Source organism: Vagococcus salmoninarum (assembly GCF_003987495.1).
Classification (GTDB): domain Bacteria; phylum Bacillota; class Bacilli; order Lactobacillales; family Vagococcaceae; genus Vagococcus_D; species Vagococcus_D salmoninarum.
In genome coordinates this window covers 34,880-48,603 of the sequence record NZ_NGJU01000001.1, presented here as the reverse complement: position 1 = coordinate 48,603, position 13,724 = coordinate 34,880, and the positions used below count along the sequence as shown (strand labels likewise).

General features: G+C 34.7%; 16 protein-coding genes. 5 read left to right on the top strand and 11 right to left on the bottom strand.

The genetic code is table 11. The features are described 5' to 3' along the window. Positions 1-37: 37 nt before the first annotated feature. From arsD to arsD2, 4 genes are all read right to left on the bottom strand, one after another. Complete coding sequence (gene arsD, locus CBF35_RS00260) at positions 38-409, bottom strand: arsenite efflux transporter metallochaperone ArsD (RefSeq protein ID WP_003744436.1); 372 nt, start codon at positions 407-409, stop codon at positions 38-40. A gap of 1 nt (position 410) precedes the next feature. Beyond that, on the bottom strand, positions 411-704 hold the full coding sequence (locus CBF35_RS00255) for an As(III)-sensing metalloregulatory transcriptional repressor ArsR (protein WP_002333381.1): 294 nt from the start codon (positions 702-704) through the stop codon (positions 411-413). 90 nt (positions 705-794) lie between these two features. Next, entirely contained in the window at positions 795-2,534 is a 1,740-nt protein-coding gene (arsA, locus tag CBF35_RS00250; protein WP_126777905.1) for an arsenite efflux transporter ATPase subunit ArsA, read from the bottom strand. A 19-nt stretch (positions 2,535-2,553) separates the two neighbouring features. After that, the gene (gene arsD2 / locus CBF35_RS00245; protein WP_003744430.1) at positions 2,554-2,865 is read right to left on the bottom strand and encodes an arsenite efflux transporter metallochaperone ArsD-related protein; all 312 of its coding nucleotides are present in this window, start codon (positions 2,863-2,865) and stop codon (positions 2,554-2,556) included. Positions 2,866-3,132: 267 nt separating this feature from the next. Here arsD2 and CBF35_RS00240 point away from each other — a divergent pair, with 267 nt between their 5' ends. The 5 genes from CBF35_RS00240 to CBF35_RS00220 all read left to right on the top strand — a co-directional run bounded on the left by CBF35_RS00240 (position 3,133) and on the right by CBF35_RS00220 (position 6,377). Further along, positions 3,133-3,591 carry a hypothetical protein gene (locus CBF35_RS00240; RefSeq protein WP_010783800.1) on the top strand — a complete coding sequence of 153 codons (459 nt, stop codon included), beginning with the start codon at positions 3,133-3,135 and terminating at the stop codon, positions 3,589-3,591. A gap of 17 nt (positions 3,592-3,608) precedes the next feature. Beyond that, the gene (locus CBF35_RS00235) at positions 3,609-4,013 is read left to right on the top strand and encodes a sigma-70 family RNA polymerase sigma factor (RefSeq protein WP_002415733.1); all 405 of its coding nucleotides are present in this window, start codon (positions 3,609-3,611) and stop codon (positions 4,011-4,013) included. 65 nt (positions 4,014-4,078) lie between these two features. Further along, on the top strand, positions 4,079-4,279 hold the full coding sequence (locus tag CBF35_RS00230) for a helix-turn-helix domain-containing protein (protein ID WP_002372173.1): 201 nt from the start codon (positions 4,079-4,081) through the stop codon (positions 4,277-4,279). A gap of 621 nt (positions 4,280-4,900) precedes the next feature. Further along, complete coding sequence (locus CBF35_RS00225) at positions 4,901-5,107, top strand: hypothetical protein (protein ID WP_003744413.1); 207 nt, start codon at positions 4,901-4,903, stop codon at positions 5,105-5,107. Between the two features lie 79 nt (positions 5,108-5,186). Further along, complete coding sequence (locus CBF35_RS00220) at positions 5,187-6,377, top strand: site-specific integrase (protein WP_126777904.1); 1,191 nt, start codon at positions 5,187-5,189, stop codon at positions 6,375-6,377. A gap of 242 nt (positions 6,378-6,619) precedes the next feature. On the opposite strand, the gene CBF35_RS00215 is transcribed toward CBF35_RS00220, so the two are convergent. The 7 genes from CBF35_RS00215 to CBF35_RS00185 form a co-directional block, all read right to left on the bottom strand. After that, complete coding sequence (locus CBF35_RS00215) at positions 6,620-7,243, bottom strand: hypothetical protein (RefSeq protein ID WP_126777903.1); 624 nt, start codon at positions 7,241-7,243, stop codon at positions 6,620-6,622. Positions 7,244-7,304: 61 nt separating this feature from the next. Next, a complete protein-coding gene (locus CBF35_RS00210) occupies positions 7,305-7,637 on the bottom strand; it encodes a phage head completion protein (RefSeq protein ID WP_126777902.1) in 333 nt (110 codons plus the stop codon). After that, complete coding sequence (locus tag CBF35_RS00205) at positions 7,624-7,908, bottom strand: head-tail connector protein (RefSeq protein WP_126777901.1); 285 nt, start codon at positions 7,906-7,908, stop codon at positions 7,624-7,626. The genes CBF35_RS00210 and CBF35_RS00205 overlap by 14 nt, the downstream gene beginning before the upstream one ends. A gap of 85 nt (positions 7,909-7,993) precedes the next feature. Next, positions 7,994-9,481, bottom strand: a complete 1,488-nt coding sequence (locus CBF35_RS00200; RefSeq protein WP_126777900.1) for a phage major capsid protein — start codon at positions 9,479-9,481, stop codon at positions 7,994-7,996. Beyond that, on the bottom strand, positions 9,474-10,664 hold the full coding sequence (locus CBF35_RS00195) for a phage portal protein (RefSeq protein WP_126777899.1): 1,191 nt from the start codon (positions 10,662-10,664) through the stop codon (positions 9,474-9,476). The genes CBF35_RS00200 and CBF35_RS00195 overlap by 8 nt, the downstream gene beginning before the upstream one ends. A gap of 155 nt (positions 10,665-10,819) precedes the next feature. Then, the gene (locus CBF35_RS00190) at positions 10,820-12,529 is read right to left on the bottom strand and encodes a terminase large subunit (protein ID WP_126777898.1); all 1,710 of its coding nucleotides are present in this window, start codon (positions 12,527-12,529) and stop codon (positions 10,820-10,822) included. Further along, positions 12,519-12,998: a phage terminase small subunit P27 family gene (locus tag CBF35_RS00185; protein ID WP_126777897.1), complete on the bottom strand. Its 480-nt coding sequence runs from the start codon at positions 12,996-12,998 to the stop codon at positions 12,519-12,521. Before CBF35_RS00185 ends, CBF35_RS00190 begins: the two co-directional genes overlap by 11 nt. Between the last annotated feature and the right edge of the window lie 726 nt (positions 12,999-13,724).

The window sequence follows — 13,724 nt, the reverse complement described above, 5'->3', positions numbered from 1 at the left end:
TATGAGAATTTCTTCTCATAAGCTTTAGTTTCTTCGTTTAGCAACATCCAGATGATGGAGAGCAGCAACTATTTGATTGTTCTTCTTTCTTATCCTCTGAGAAATTAACACCAGTATAGACACTAAACTCCTCATTTGACGGATAACCAGCCATTTTCACAATTTCACCATCTAATAAAACAACTGGTAGTATGTCGGCTCCTTTAGACTGTAACAACTCCCCAATTTTTTCATTTTCTATGAATGCCGCAGGATTACCTGTTAAATTAAAACGCTCTACTTCTACACCATCGGCTTTTTCCAATGTTTGAATAATAGAGGAAACTCGAAGCAATTCTGTATCTACTCCGGGACCACAAACTCCTGTGTCACAACACATTGCTGGTTCATACAACGATACTTTACTCATTTTACATAACTCCTTCTTTTTGTTTTATATTCAATATCTGATGTATTAATTCTTGAAATTCTTCAATGTTCTCTGTTACCAGAGAATAATATTGCCATTTGCCTTCCTTACGTGCGGTTACTACTCCCGCCTCAATTAAAACCTTCATATGATGTGATAGTGTCGGCTGAGTAAAATCAAAATTATCCAAAATATCACATGCACACTTTTCACCAGTTGAAATCATATCTAATATTTGAAGTCTATTAGGCTCTGCAATTGCCTTCATAATTTTTGATAATCCTAAATAATCCATATTCTCACCTCCATATAGATGTTCATCTATATTTAATATAGAACTTTATCTATGTTTTGTCAATGAGTAAAATATGAGTTATCTCGTAAATTATAAAATATCTCTTAAAGCATCTCCTGAAATATCCTCAGCTTTCCATTCAATCACTGCGTAATGATTGTTAGACAGCTCTGCTACCTTATCAATCCAAACTTCTTCATTTTGTGCTCTTGCTAAAAGCATTGGGTTCGTTGTTCCGCTAGAAAGCATGCTATTGTTCACTACCCACCAAGTACGAGCGATTCCCGCTCTCTCCAAGTCATCTTTTAATCGAATTGATTCATAAACAGGTGTTGCTTCGGGTAATGTGACCATTACTACTTCTGTTTCATCCCCATTTTGTAACTTAGGCAGTAGCTTTTGAACAGACTCGGGTATATCTCCAGAAGAACGTTCATTCTCTTTGTGGTAGCTTTGTGTTGAATCTAATAGCAATAGTGTATGACCTGTTGGTGCGGTATCAATCACAACAACATCACTATCTGCTCCTTCAACTATTTCCGCAAACTTTCTAAAAACAGCAATCTCTTGTGTGCAAGGGGAACGTAAGTCTTCTTCAACATATGCCACATCTTCTTCTGACATTGTTTCACGAGCTTTTGTTAATATCTCAGACTGATAATCTGCTAGTTCTTTTTCTTCATCAATATGACTCACGCTAATTTTGTCAGTTTCTGAAATAACAAATTGAAGATGTGCTGCTGGATCAGTCGTTGCTAAATGAACTTTTTTCCCTTTATCCGCTAATGCCATTGCAATTGCTGCGGCTATCGTCGTCTTCCCTACGCCACCTTTACCCATTGTAAAAATAACTTTTTTATCCGTTTTATATAAATTATCCACAATGGCTTGTAAGTGGGGAAATTCTTTTGGTTTAATTGATCCCGTCAATAGTTCTTCTTGATGTTCATTCAATAATTTTCTAATATTTTCAATTCCAGTTAAATTATATGGACGTAATGGTACAAAATATTCTGGATACTTAGCTAAACTTGCTGGCATCTGTTTTAATGCTTCCTGTTGAATAGCATAAAATTCCTCAGAGACTTTATCTGTTGCTTCTTCCAGTACCCCATTAATAATTAATGCTTGATTTTTAATCCCCATTTCTTCCAATTCTTTTGACGCTCTATCTGCTTCTAATAAAGACGTTTTTTGCGGTCTCGTTACCAACATCAACGTCGTTTTCTGACCGTCAATTAAGGTTTTAACAGCTAGATCATACATTTCTTTTTTGTCTACAGCACCTGATAATTGTCCTAAAGGAGCAGTTGCGGTCTCATTCTCATCTAAATAATTATTCCAAGCAGAAGGTAATTGAAGCATTCTCAGAGTATGACCTGTTGGGGCAGTATCAAAAATAATATGATCAAATTTTGTAGAGGCTTCTTTATCCGTTAAAAAATTGGCAAATTCATTAAATGAGGCTATCTCTACAGTACAAGAGCCTGACAATTGTTCTTCCATATTTTCCAAAACTGAATCTGGCAATTTACCACGATAAGGTCCTACAATACTTTCTTTATAGTCATTAGCCGCCTCCACAGGGTCAAAGTTGGCGACAACTAAACCTTCTACATTAGGAATTTTAGTCCCTTTATTTGAGAGTTCTAATTCAAAGACATCCTGCAAATTGCTTGCTGGGTCGGTACTAACCAACATGACTTGTTTCCCTTTGTCAGCTAGATAAGTTGCTGTAGCACTAGCTGTAGAAGTTTTCCCAACGCCTCCTTTACCTGTGAAAAATAGATATTTCGTTAAATGAATTGCCTCTGGTTGATACATTTCCATGATATTTCCTCCTAAATTTTTATTCATTTACACCTGTAAAATTTTCAAATTCTTTTAATGAGGGATAGGCACCAAACTTTTTTACCTCTCCATCCACAATGGTTATCGGTAAGACACTAATGCCATTTTTATCTATTAATGATTTGACTTCCTCATTTTCCAAAAATACATTTGGTTCAATTGTTAAGCTATGACGCTCCACTTCGTAATTTGTTTCTCGTTGAATTTTCTGTAATGTTGGGCTCAAATATAATAGATTTTTATTTACTTCTGCTCCTGTCATCTTGATACCACAACACATCTCTGACTCAAATAAAACTAATGATTTCATTTTATCCCTTCCTCAACCACATAGATGCACATCTATGTGATGCTCAAAAAAATAAGGAGATTGTCTCCCTTAAGACTACTGTTTATTTTTATACTTTTTTGATATCAACTAAGTCTTTTCATTTCAATACGCCTCACCCTTTCATATAGACGGACATCTATGTATAATATAGATGAGAATCTATGTGTTGTCAATATATAATATTTGTTGCTTTTTCCATTAGGTATTTCAATTTATTGTTGAATACCTAATTTGAAAGGAGAAAACATGAATATTTCAGAAGAAAAAAAAGTCATTTACCATCTTATGCAAGCAATTATGACTGAAAGACGACAACTAACTGAACAATATTTTGACTTAAAAGAGCGATTAAATGAGCTTAGTCAAACTAACACGAATGTTCACGAAAATAATGAATATTCGACAATGAGACAAAATCATATTAAAAAAGAAGATATTGAGAACGCTAAGTACTTATTAGCAAAAAAAGAAGGAAAATCCTACCTTCCTTACTCAAAAATAGCATTACAAATTTCTCATCTTCTTAAAAGTCATGGTGTGCCACTAAGTAATAAACAAATATATGAAAAATTGATTAATGATTTTCAACTATCTATCAACTACTCAAATTTGACGAACAATATTTTACCAAGAATGAATTCAGATTCTTCTATAAACGTCGAGAAAGTGACTCGAGGTTACTGGCAGTATAAATTAAATAATTAGTAAAGGATGATTCAATCATGAAATCAGAAGTTGAAGTTAACTATTTATTTGTTAGTTATGTACAGCAATCTATTAAAAATTCTGCCAGTGCTTGCCTAAAAAAGAAACAAAAATATTCTCATACCTACTTTCCAACTGATTCATTAGAAGATATTATGAGAAGCAGTATATCCGAATCTTATTTATCTCTTGATTTTATCTCAGAATCTGAAATTATGAATCTAGAAAATTTCGCTGAGAACGAAGCGCTATCTAGGGCTATTGAACAACTAAACTTCAAAGAAAAAAAACTACTTTATGAAAAATATATTCAATGTAAAACAGATAGTGAAATTGCCCGAATTTTTGATATCAGCCGTCAAGGAGTCTCTATATTCAGAAAAAGATTATTAAAAAAACTTGAGGTATTTTTAAAAAGATAATCAATGGTGTAACAATCGTGCTCCCCCTTCCTTCTTTCACCTAACATTAAGGAAGGGGGGATATAATGAAAAATTTCTTACCACTAATTGAACAAGCCAAAAAAGGGGATGAACAAGCTATGGAATTGTTACTTAAAGATTTCAAGCCCTTGCTAATTAAAGAAGCATCCAGACAAGGCTATTTGGATGAAGATTGCTTTCAAAACTTAACTGAAACTTTTATAAAAATAGTCCGCAATTTTGATCCAGAAAAATACCTTGGTTAAATTAGAGAGACAGGCTACTTTGCCTGTCTCTTTTCTATCTTTTTTGAAAAAAATCAGAATTATGTTGCTTTTATTTCTTCTTTTTCCAATTTACTTATAGAAACATTGTTCTTTGATAATTGAATAATCTTCTATCAAATACGTTTTCTTTGTATTGAGCAACGCTTGAAAAGCGCCATGACCGTGTATTTTATTGCGAGCGATTTTTTTCAAGCAAAGTAGACTTGTCACCTACTGCCACGACATGCAAAGAATATAATGATACTTCTGTAAAGCTCGCCATAAACTGGGGAGAGGTGAAACTCCTATGATATCTTTTGACAAAAGATAATTTGATAGAAGAAAAGAGACAAATTTACAGATAACTATTTAAGATATTGAAGCTTAAACACATATTTCTATTTATCCAATTTATAAAATCAAAACGATATTTGTAAGAAGTAAGATTTTAACTCATCAATATTTTTCTAGGAAATGGGAGCTGGAAGTCTTATAATCAATATACAGTATTTGCTTCTAGCTCGCATCCCTTGAAACATATACTATATCTGAAAGAAAGGTTGAATAAAATTTTATTGATTAATTTTGAATATTCTATTAGTCTCAGAAAGGAAATTGCCTATGAATACTCCTGATAAAGTACCTTTGATTCTTGGTAGATATGTGAACCAACAAACCTTAATGAAAGAGCTGCATATTGGTTTCGACACGTTAAAAATGCTTCATCTAAACGGTTTAGAAGCGGTTATTATCGGGAGACAACATTTATATGACCTAGAAGACTTAAAGAACGTTTTAAATCAATTAAAAAGCGCTGAACATAAATAGGGAATAAAAACGAATATTAAAATCTTACAAACAACAAAATATCCTAATCCAAATAATGAATTAGGAAGGAAGATTTTATATGTCAGTATCTTTTAAACAATACACTAAGTATAATCAAAAGCTTTGGAAATTCCAATGTTACCTTGGAAAAACGGAATTTGGTGAAGAAGTACGCACTACTAGAAGTGGTTTCCAAACAAAAAAAGAAGCCCAGCAAACTTATCGACAGTTACAACTTGATTTTGATAAAAATAAGTTAAAGATGAATGGTAATATTACGTTTAAAGAGCTTTATGAAGAATTTATTGAACAATATCGTTTAAAAGTAAAACCATCTACTATCATGATAACAAGAAGAGCGATTGAAGATCATGCACTTGAATACTTCGGAAATAAAATGCTTAAAGACATTTCAGTCCGATTTTGTACTCAAGTCAATCGTCGCTGGATAAGAGATGGTTATAAGCAAGCTTATTATTTCCGCAGGGCTGTTGCTCAAATTTTACAATATGGTGTTCAACAGGAATTGATTCTTGAAAATCCCATGCGTAAAACTGAACCAATCAAACGTCAAGAAATTGATGAACATTTAGTCGCTACAGAAACAATGACTGTTTATACACCAAAAGAATTAGCTATTTTCTTGGAGTCTTGTAAAAAACATGGCAATATGAAAATCGAAACCTATTTTCGTATTTTAGCCTACACTGGTGCAAGAAAATCTGAAATACTTGCCTTAGAATGGAACGATATTAATTTTGATAACAACAAATTAACAATCAGTAAAACATTGGCAGAAGTTGAGTACGATCCAAAATCTAAAAAAACTAAAGTAGCCAGTCAAAGCGCCAAAACAAATGCCGGTAAAAGGAATATTTCAATTGATTTAGAAACGATGGCTATGTTACAGGAATGGCGAACTAGACAGCAGTTTGAGTTTAAGGTTTTGGGAATTAGAGCAACGAATAAGCATCAGCTAGTCTTCCCTAATAAAGATAATCTTTTTTGTCGCCCCGGTCAGCCAAATGACTGGTATGATGTCATAGCGACTAAGTACAACTTAAAACGAATTACACTTCATGAATTTAGAAAAACACATGTCTCTCTTTGCGCAATGGCTGATATGAACTTAGAGGATATTATGTACCGAGTTGGTCATAAAGATTCTAAAATGACTCGTCAGGTCTATAACTACTTCTATCCTGAACGTGAAGAACGCAGTGCAGATCAATTCGCACAATTCATTGAAAAAGAGAAATATTTATTTTAATCGCTGTTGTAGTTAGTTTTGTAGTTAGTTTGCTTTTACGAAAAAAAGAAGCACTAGAAACATTGATAAATCAACGTTTCTAGTGCTAAAAAAGGCTTTAGCCAACACTGCCTTCCATCTAAGGAAAACACTTTTAAGTAATCGTAAATACTGCTAAATAGAGCTTCATAGTGACATTTACAATATATAAATTTCATCTATTAGTATCTGTTTTTACAAATAGATAGCATATAGATAGCTTTTTAGCTGGGGGCATTATTAATAAAAACATTAATATAGACTGCTTCTTTCATTTCATTTTGCCCCTCAATATATATTTTCCTAGCATTAAAAAAGTAGTAATGAAACTCATTTTGAACATCTTGTTTATTTAAAACTTGCTTAACCTGTAATACTTTTGTCTCCCTTGGCGATAAGCTAATGTAGTCTATTACATTTCGTTTATCATCACGTAACTCATTCATAGTATCTAAGCTTTCATTATTTTGATTTATAAATTCATACCTCATTTTTAAATTATATATTGTTTTTGGAAAATCAGAAGGATTATAAAATAATATTTTCCCCTCAAAAAGTAATTTCTCCGCTTTCTCAAAATCTTCTATACTAATAAATTTTTGATAGTCATCATAATCACCGTATGCTATTACTGATTCAAAACAATCTCCAGTTATATTAGAATAATTTTTATTATCCCTTGCTAACCAAAGTGATATAATAACTGCTCCTAGAGTGCCAATAGCACTCAACCATTCTACTAATGAGCCTTCTAAGGTATACCTTACCCCGAACACCAATATAATTATAATTCCACCTATCATCCCACCCAGAAACTCTTGATATCTTATTTCTTTTCTGTTTTTCACTTGATCACTCCTTAAAATAATTATACACAAAAAAACACACCCTGTTAAGAGTGTGTCTTTCCTATTTATATTCCTTCCCGATAATCACATCAAATTCTTTTCTGCTTGTATCTGGGTTATACGTCACAATATTATAGTCTTGTTGCTTCCATCTTATTTTTAATTTATTTGTTATAATAATAGGTTGACCACTTCTGATTACAAATGTAGTCGTTCCCTCGTATGCCGTTCCATTATTTACATATATATCCTTTATCATACTTGTTTTAATCATTGCCCAACATGAATGTAAAATTATTGGCTCATCTTCGCCCGGCTCGAAACCACCACTTGGTTTTATTTCTAATATATCAATCCTTTCATTAAGCTCACTAACGTTATTAATGAGTGCCATAATAAGCACCTCGCATTTGTTGAATCATAGCTTGTACAGTGACTGGTAATCGTTCACTACTGGCTTCTTGACGGTTCAAATACCAATGTTGGACTAATAAACTGACAGACCACTCGAATTGCTCGTAGCCCTCTATAACGCCTTCTTTATCGCTCGAATCAATGGCGCTAATAACATATTCTTTAGCCGTCATGATTAAACCTTCAATCATTTTATCGTCCATCGTGTGATCAATTCTTAAACTGTTTTTAATATCTTGTAATTCTAACATATTAATCTCCTTTCAAATGCGGCGACATCGCCACATATAGATAATCAAATAAAGGTGCGTACCGCTAAGTACACACCTTATTTTTTTATTCGCCTACTGCTGGGGTAAATTCAATATAACGTGCCGCTTCTCCATCTATTTTCTTGTAGTCATTACGGACAATGACCGCTAGACCTTGAGAGTAGTAATCAAATTTCTCCCATTGAGTTGTTACTTGGTTACGTCTGGCCACGAATACCGCTTGTTTTAAGTCACCCATAATCATTGGGAAAGCTTTACCATTGTTAGCTAGTTGCTTATCACTTACAACTAACATAGGCGACCCAAACAATGAGTAGCCACTTGGTGATGTGACATCAGGCTGTAAGATATAACGTCCGTCACTATCTTTTAGTGTGTCCAAGTGATTAAAGCCTGTTTGGTTTGTCATAATCATTTTATTTAACGCTGGATCAAGTTCCACATTGTAAACTTTCTTTAAATCATCTAAACTTGCTGCGGGTACTTTTTTGAATGTTTTAAGCAAGTCAATGATATGCTTGTTGTCAGTATTATCGACTAACTGAGTGAGTTGAGCTTTCACTTCTGCCACAATATCAACTACGGCGTCTTCTACCACTTCATTGGATAAGGCAATCTTGCCTGCTCGTGTTTCAACTTTGTAATCAACTTGCGTAAACATATCAGCGTCAATGTCTGCAATTTCTGCTAGTTCTGCTTTAGTAGCTAAGATGGCTTGTTGATTAGTTGCTACTGGGTACTTCCCTTCACCATTTGAGACTTGTTTCACTGTCACGAATTGGGCTAAGTTCGTTGTGGCACGTTTTAGGTCAAAGACTTCACCGGTTACATCTTTTGGAATAACCACGTCCGTATTAATGGTAGTTAAGCCGTCTCTTACTTCACCGTGTGAACGGATATAGTCCTCAAAGCTTCTTAATTCTGTTTTTTCTGTGTCAATTAATGTTTTTTTCATAATAATTTCCTCTTTCTTTTTATCTGTATTTTTTGTTAAGAACTGATCATATGACCGAGTGTCTACTTTTACATTGGTGTCATCATAGGCTGGGACGGTCACAATGGAACACTCCCATAAGGATTGAATTGAATTAACTTTTCTGATAACTTCACCATCACGTTTTTCAAATTCATCCCCATCTTCACCTACTTTAAAACCAAAACTCATAGAATCAGTATTACCTGCTTTGATATTTTCATACACATCATTGGCATAACTTGTATTAGGAAGTGTCGCTTCAAATTTCAAGCCTGTTTCATCTACTTCTAGCTTCAATGTACCGTTCTTGACTCTAGCTAGTGGTTTAGAATAATCATGCCCCACTAATAAAACCACATCAGATAAATCAGTGTCTTTTAAGGCATCTTTTGTGATAACCTCTTGAAACCCTCCTAAATCTTTACTAGGTGTGTCAAACTTCAACGCATACCCATTAATCATCTTCCCCTTTTTTTCGGGATCACTCTCTGCTGCCGTTTCGTCCGGTACAGCTGCTTCTTTTGATTTTAATTCTGCTTCATCTGTTAACCGTTTTTCTTCTACTTCTTTACTCATCTACTGTATTCTCCTTTCTAAATTGGTAAGTGTCTAAGTTGTCCAAATGCGTGTAGTTTAAGCTAACTAGTAGCCTGTCTCCGCCATCTGCTTTTGGCAACCCTATCTTTTTACGCCCCTCATTAATGGTTAAGAGTGAGCCTTGTACTGCCTTAATTGTGGTTTCTAAGACTGATTGCGGGTCAGTTTCAAGTAAACGATCCGCATTAAAACGGACACTCAACTTTTTATCATCTAATAACTTGCTTCTAATTTCTGTAGTGAAGACCGAGAAGAAATGAATGAGCGTATTTTGCAAGTACATTAAATTAGCTTGAACATTACTTGAATGTTGCTGCTCCACTCCCAAACGATCAGTACTAATGCCAAACACTTTAGCAATTTGTTTAGTCGTCCAATCATTAGAATTTACCAGCTTTAACACTTCTGTATTAATCTCTAATGTTTTATAGTCCATCGTTTCATCTAATATGATGGTTCGTAATGAGTTTTCGCCATCGTTTGAGCCGTTAGCTTCTTCAAATTTCTTTCTGATTGCTTCTTTAGCCTTACCATCTAAGTCCGACTTATGAACGGTTAGAATACCGCTGCCGTTTACGCCTTTAGAGAAGAAATTATACAAGGTATTGTTCCCTGCTTCTTGGACATTCAACTCATCTTTTAAACTGTGTAAAGGTGACAACCCAACAATCCCATCTTGTGAGAAATACTTGAAATGTAACACATCATGGGCAGCTAATTTTATACTGGCAGTGCCTTCTTTTTTCTCATAAGTCAGTGTGCCATTTTCATTTTGAATTAAACTTACTTCTGAATTAAGCAACAATCGTAGTTCAGCAACTTCTTCACCATTTCGGATAATTTCAGCAAAACTATTACCGTTTAAAAGCATATTAGCTGCTAAAGCAAACTTAAAATGCCATCCGTCCATCAATTGATTAGGTTTAACATTAATCAAATAAGATAATTTTGCTTCTTCCTCTACTAAACCACTTTTGATAAGTTGTAACTCACTTGACGCAATGTCACTGGCAATCACTTTAATAGCTGTAAAAACGTCACTGTTTCTTAATGCCCGAATACTTGTAAAGTCTGATTGATTGTCACTTGTCAGACTAACCACACTATCAAGAAATGGATCGCCTGTTGTTTTTTTTATACTTCTTGCTTTAAAAAGTGCCACGTATTTACCTCCTTTCTTAATAATTGTTTAATGTTAACGCAACGCCTATGAGTGTTATCCCTAGTGCCAACAAGCCCCATTCCATACTTGTCAGCAATGTAATAGCACTAAGTACAATCACAAGACCGATTAAAAATAGTAGCGTGTGAATATGGTTAAAAACTAAAGTTTTCAGATGTGTAAAATTCATTATCAGCTTCCCTCCCTTCCGTTTCTTCAAAGTAGAACATTGCTTCTGTGTAGGCATTCATCAAAGCGACAATAGGGTCAATTCGATTTGAGTTTTTCGCCTTATTAATTTGAATGCCGTTATTATCTTCCTTTAAGATGGCATTATTCACGGCATGAGTCAGTAACTTATTCGCTGGGTGTAACAACTTCCCATCGTATAACTGCTCTCGAAACGTTCTTGTTGGTGTGTTCAGTGTCCTAGCCCCTTGCCTTACTTCAATTAACGGATAATTATTTTTCTCAAAACGACTAATTAAACTGTTGGCGTTCCAAGAATCGTAACAAATACCTAGTACATTCAAGTCGTTTTCTTGTATGAAATCAATCAACCAACGAAAGACTTCTTCATAGTCGATAATGCCACTTTCTAATGAAGTAATGGTACATTCTCCTAGTTTTTCACGTTGGATATAGTCAATGCCATCACGTCTTATTTTGTCTTGTAGCCCGTACTTTGTGCCTATAAACGAGTGACTATCACAATACAACTGATTATCTTCAAGTGGTACTATCCAAGACAAGCTCGTTAAATCATTGGTTTTTGATAAATCAATTCCCACATAAACGTCTTTACCTTGAATATTCTCACTTTCAATTTCAGTAGCATTCCAATCTTCGGCTGCGACGTAACTATCATCTGACGCTTGTAGCCATAAGTTAAAGTTCTTCACTAGCACCGAATTTAAGTTATTTTGCTTGATACCTAATGCCACATCATCACGTATCGCCTGAATCATCGTTTGCTTGATCGCTTCACTTTCAAAAATAGGATTAGCTTTAATGTATAACCTCTCATCATGAATTTCTTCCTTGTCGTCAAGTTCCCATATAGCAATGAAGTAACGATCAGCTTCTTCTTTTGCTTCTAAAACTTTAGTAAGAAACTCGTATTCCTCATACATTGGAACATTGATATTAAGTCCTGCTGTTGAAACAACTGCAAGTAATCCATTTTTTTGATTGCCCATACCTGATTTAATGACGTTGTAGACTTTCCTGTCCTTTGCTTCGTGCCATTCATCTAATATGGCTGTCGTAGCTCCAAAACCGTCTAGTGTACTTGTTTCAGACGCTAAAGCTATGGCAAAGCTATTACTATCTAAATCTGTAATTTGTGAGTTCAATATTTTTAATCGCTGCCGCATATATTTTGATTGCTTCGTTACTTTACGCAAACCGTTTGCCATCATGTTATAACCAATTTTGGACTGCTTTAAGGCATTAGAAACAAATAGAATTTGCCTACCTTCTGCTGGCTCTTTCTCCATAAGTAACGCATTTGAACCCATACCACTCACAAGATAAGTTTTCCCATTCTTACGGCTCATTGAGATAAACGCTCTATTATACCGTCTGTTCTCTGTTTTTTTCTCTCGCCAGCCATTGAGTTCAGCAATTAACCACTTTTGAAAGAGCAACATGTTTATTTTTTGTCCGTCAGTCCCTGGCAACATTTCCATAAAATGAATTGATTGGTTAGCAACTTCATTATTGAAATAGTAAGGAAAGTCGGCTTGTTCAGACCTTTTTAAATCATTTTTAAATCGAGTGACCGCTTGAATGATTTTTTGACCGGCTATAATATCCCCAGCTAACACCTTATCAGCGTAATCTAAGGCAAAGTTAACCGTCATTTAGTAACCTCTCGAAAGGATCACTCGGTTTTTCCGTTTTGGCTTTATTTAGGGCAAGTTTTGCTCTGGCTTCTAAAGTCATACCTAAAGAGCTGGCAGCTGATTTTAAATCTTTCATTGCTTGAGACTGTACTTTAACCGCTGGGTTAGCCTGTGTGATACCTGTTTTATCACTGGTGACAAACGTACCAAACTTTCTAATCTCACCTTCTGCCGTTTTTATCCTTGAATAAGATAAACAGTACGCAACTAACAAACTGTAATCTGTTTCAGAAATAGGGAAATCTTTTTTTAAGACTGGTATTAGTCGATTCCATTCACTAACTGCTGACTGGGGCAACCAACTAGGGGGGTGACTGATTAACGGCTGTTGTTTAAATAACTCATTTTTCGCTTCTTTTCGTTGTGATCGTTCCTCTAATGACAAATGCTGTCGTGTACCTTCTAATAATTTAACTGGTTTAGTCATAATTATTCTCCTTTCTATTTTTTATAAGCAGTTTTTCGCTGGTCTCTATCGTGTCAGAGGGCTGCATTTTCATACTTCTGCTTTATTCAGTTTTCAAGGAACTAAAAAGGATGCACTACCAAATGAAAACAATCATCTAGTAATACATCCTTAGCTTTGCTATTTAGGTGTATATCAACATATTTTTTTATCGTTTACCGTTCTAATATTGGTGACTTTCCCATTTCTGACAGTGATAATAATTTCGCCGTAATTAGGTAAGCTTATCTGTTCTTTTGTACCATCTGTAGACGGTACTACTATTTTTTCATTCATATAACTCCTACTTTCATTATACCACTTGCGATTACATTAGTAAACGGTAGTAGCTACTAACAACTTACCACCAATAACTTTGGAATAGGCTTATTTTGAAAAAGAAGGTATCATCATCGGTTCTTTAGAACCCGAACCGACGGGGGCATTCCTTAGTGGGTGTCTCTTTTTTCTTTCTCACGCCTCATTCTTTCCCTTTGTGTCTTGCGGTTATGGTGGAAGTGGCACAGTGAGCGGTAGTTTGATTCATCTAACCGCTTATCCCAATTATCTCTTAGCTCCACTGTATGATCCACTACGTCAACTTTACGGATCGTTCCTTCAATTAAACAATCTTCGCAACAAGGTTGATTTATTCTATATAGCTCAGACGCTTTCCGCCACGACTTGGAACGGTAGAAGGCAAAGTAT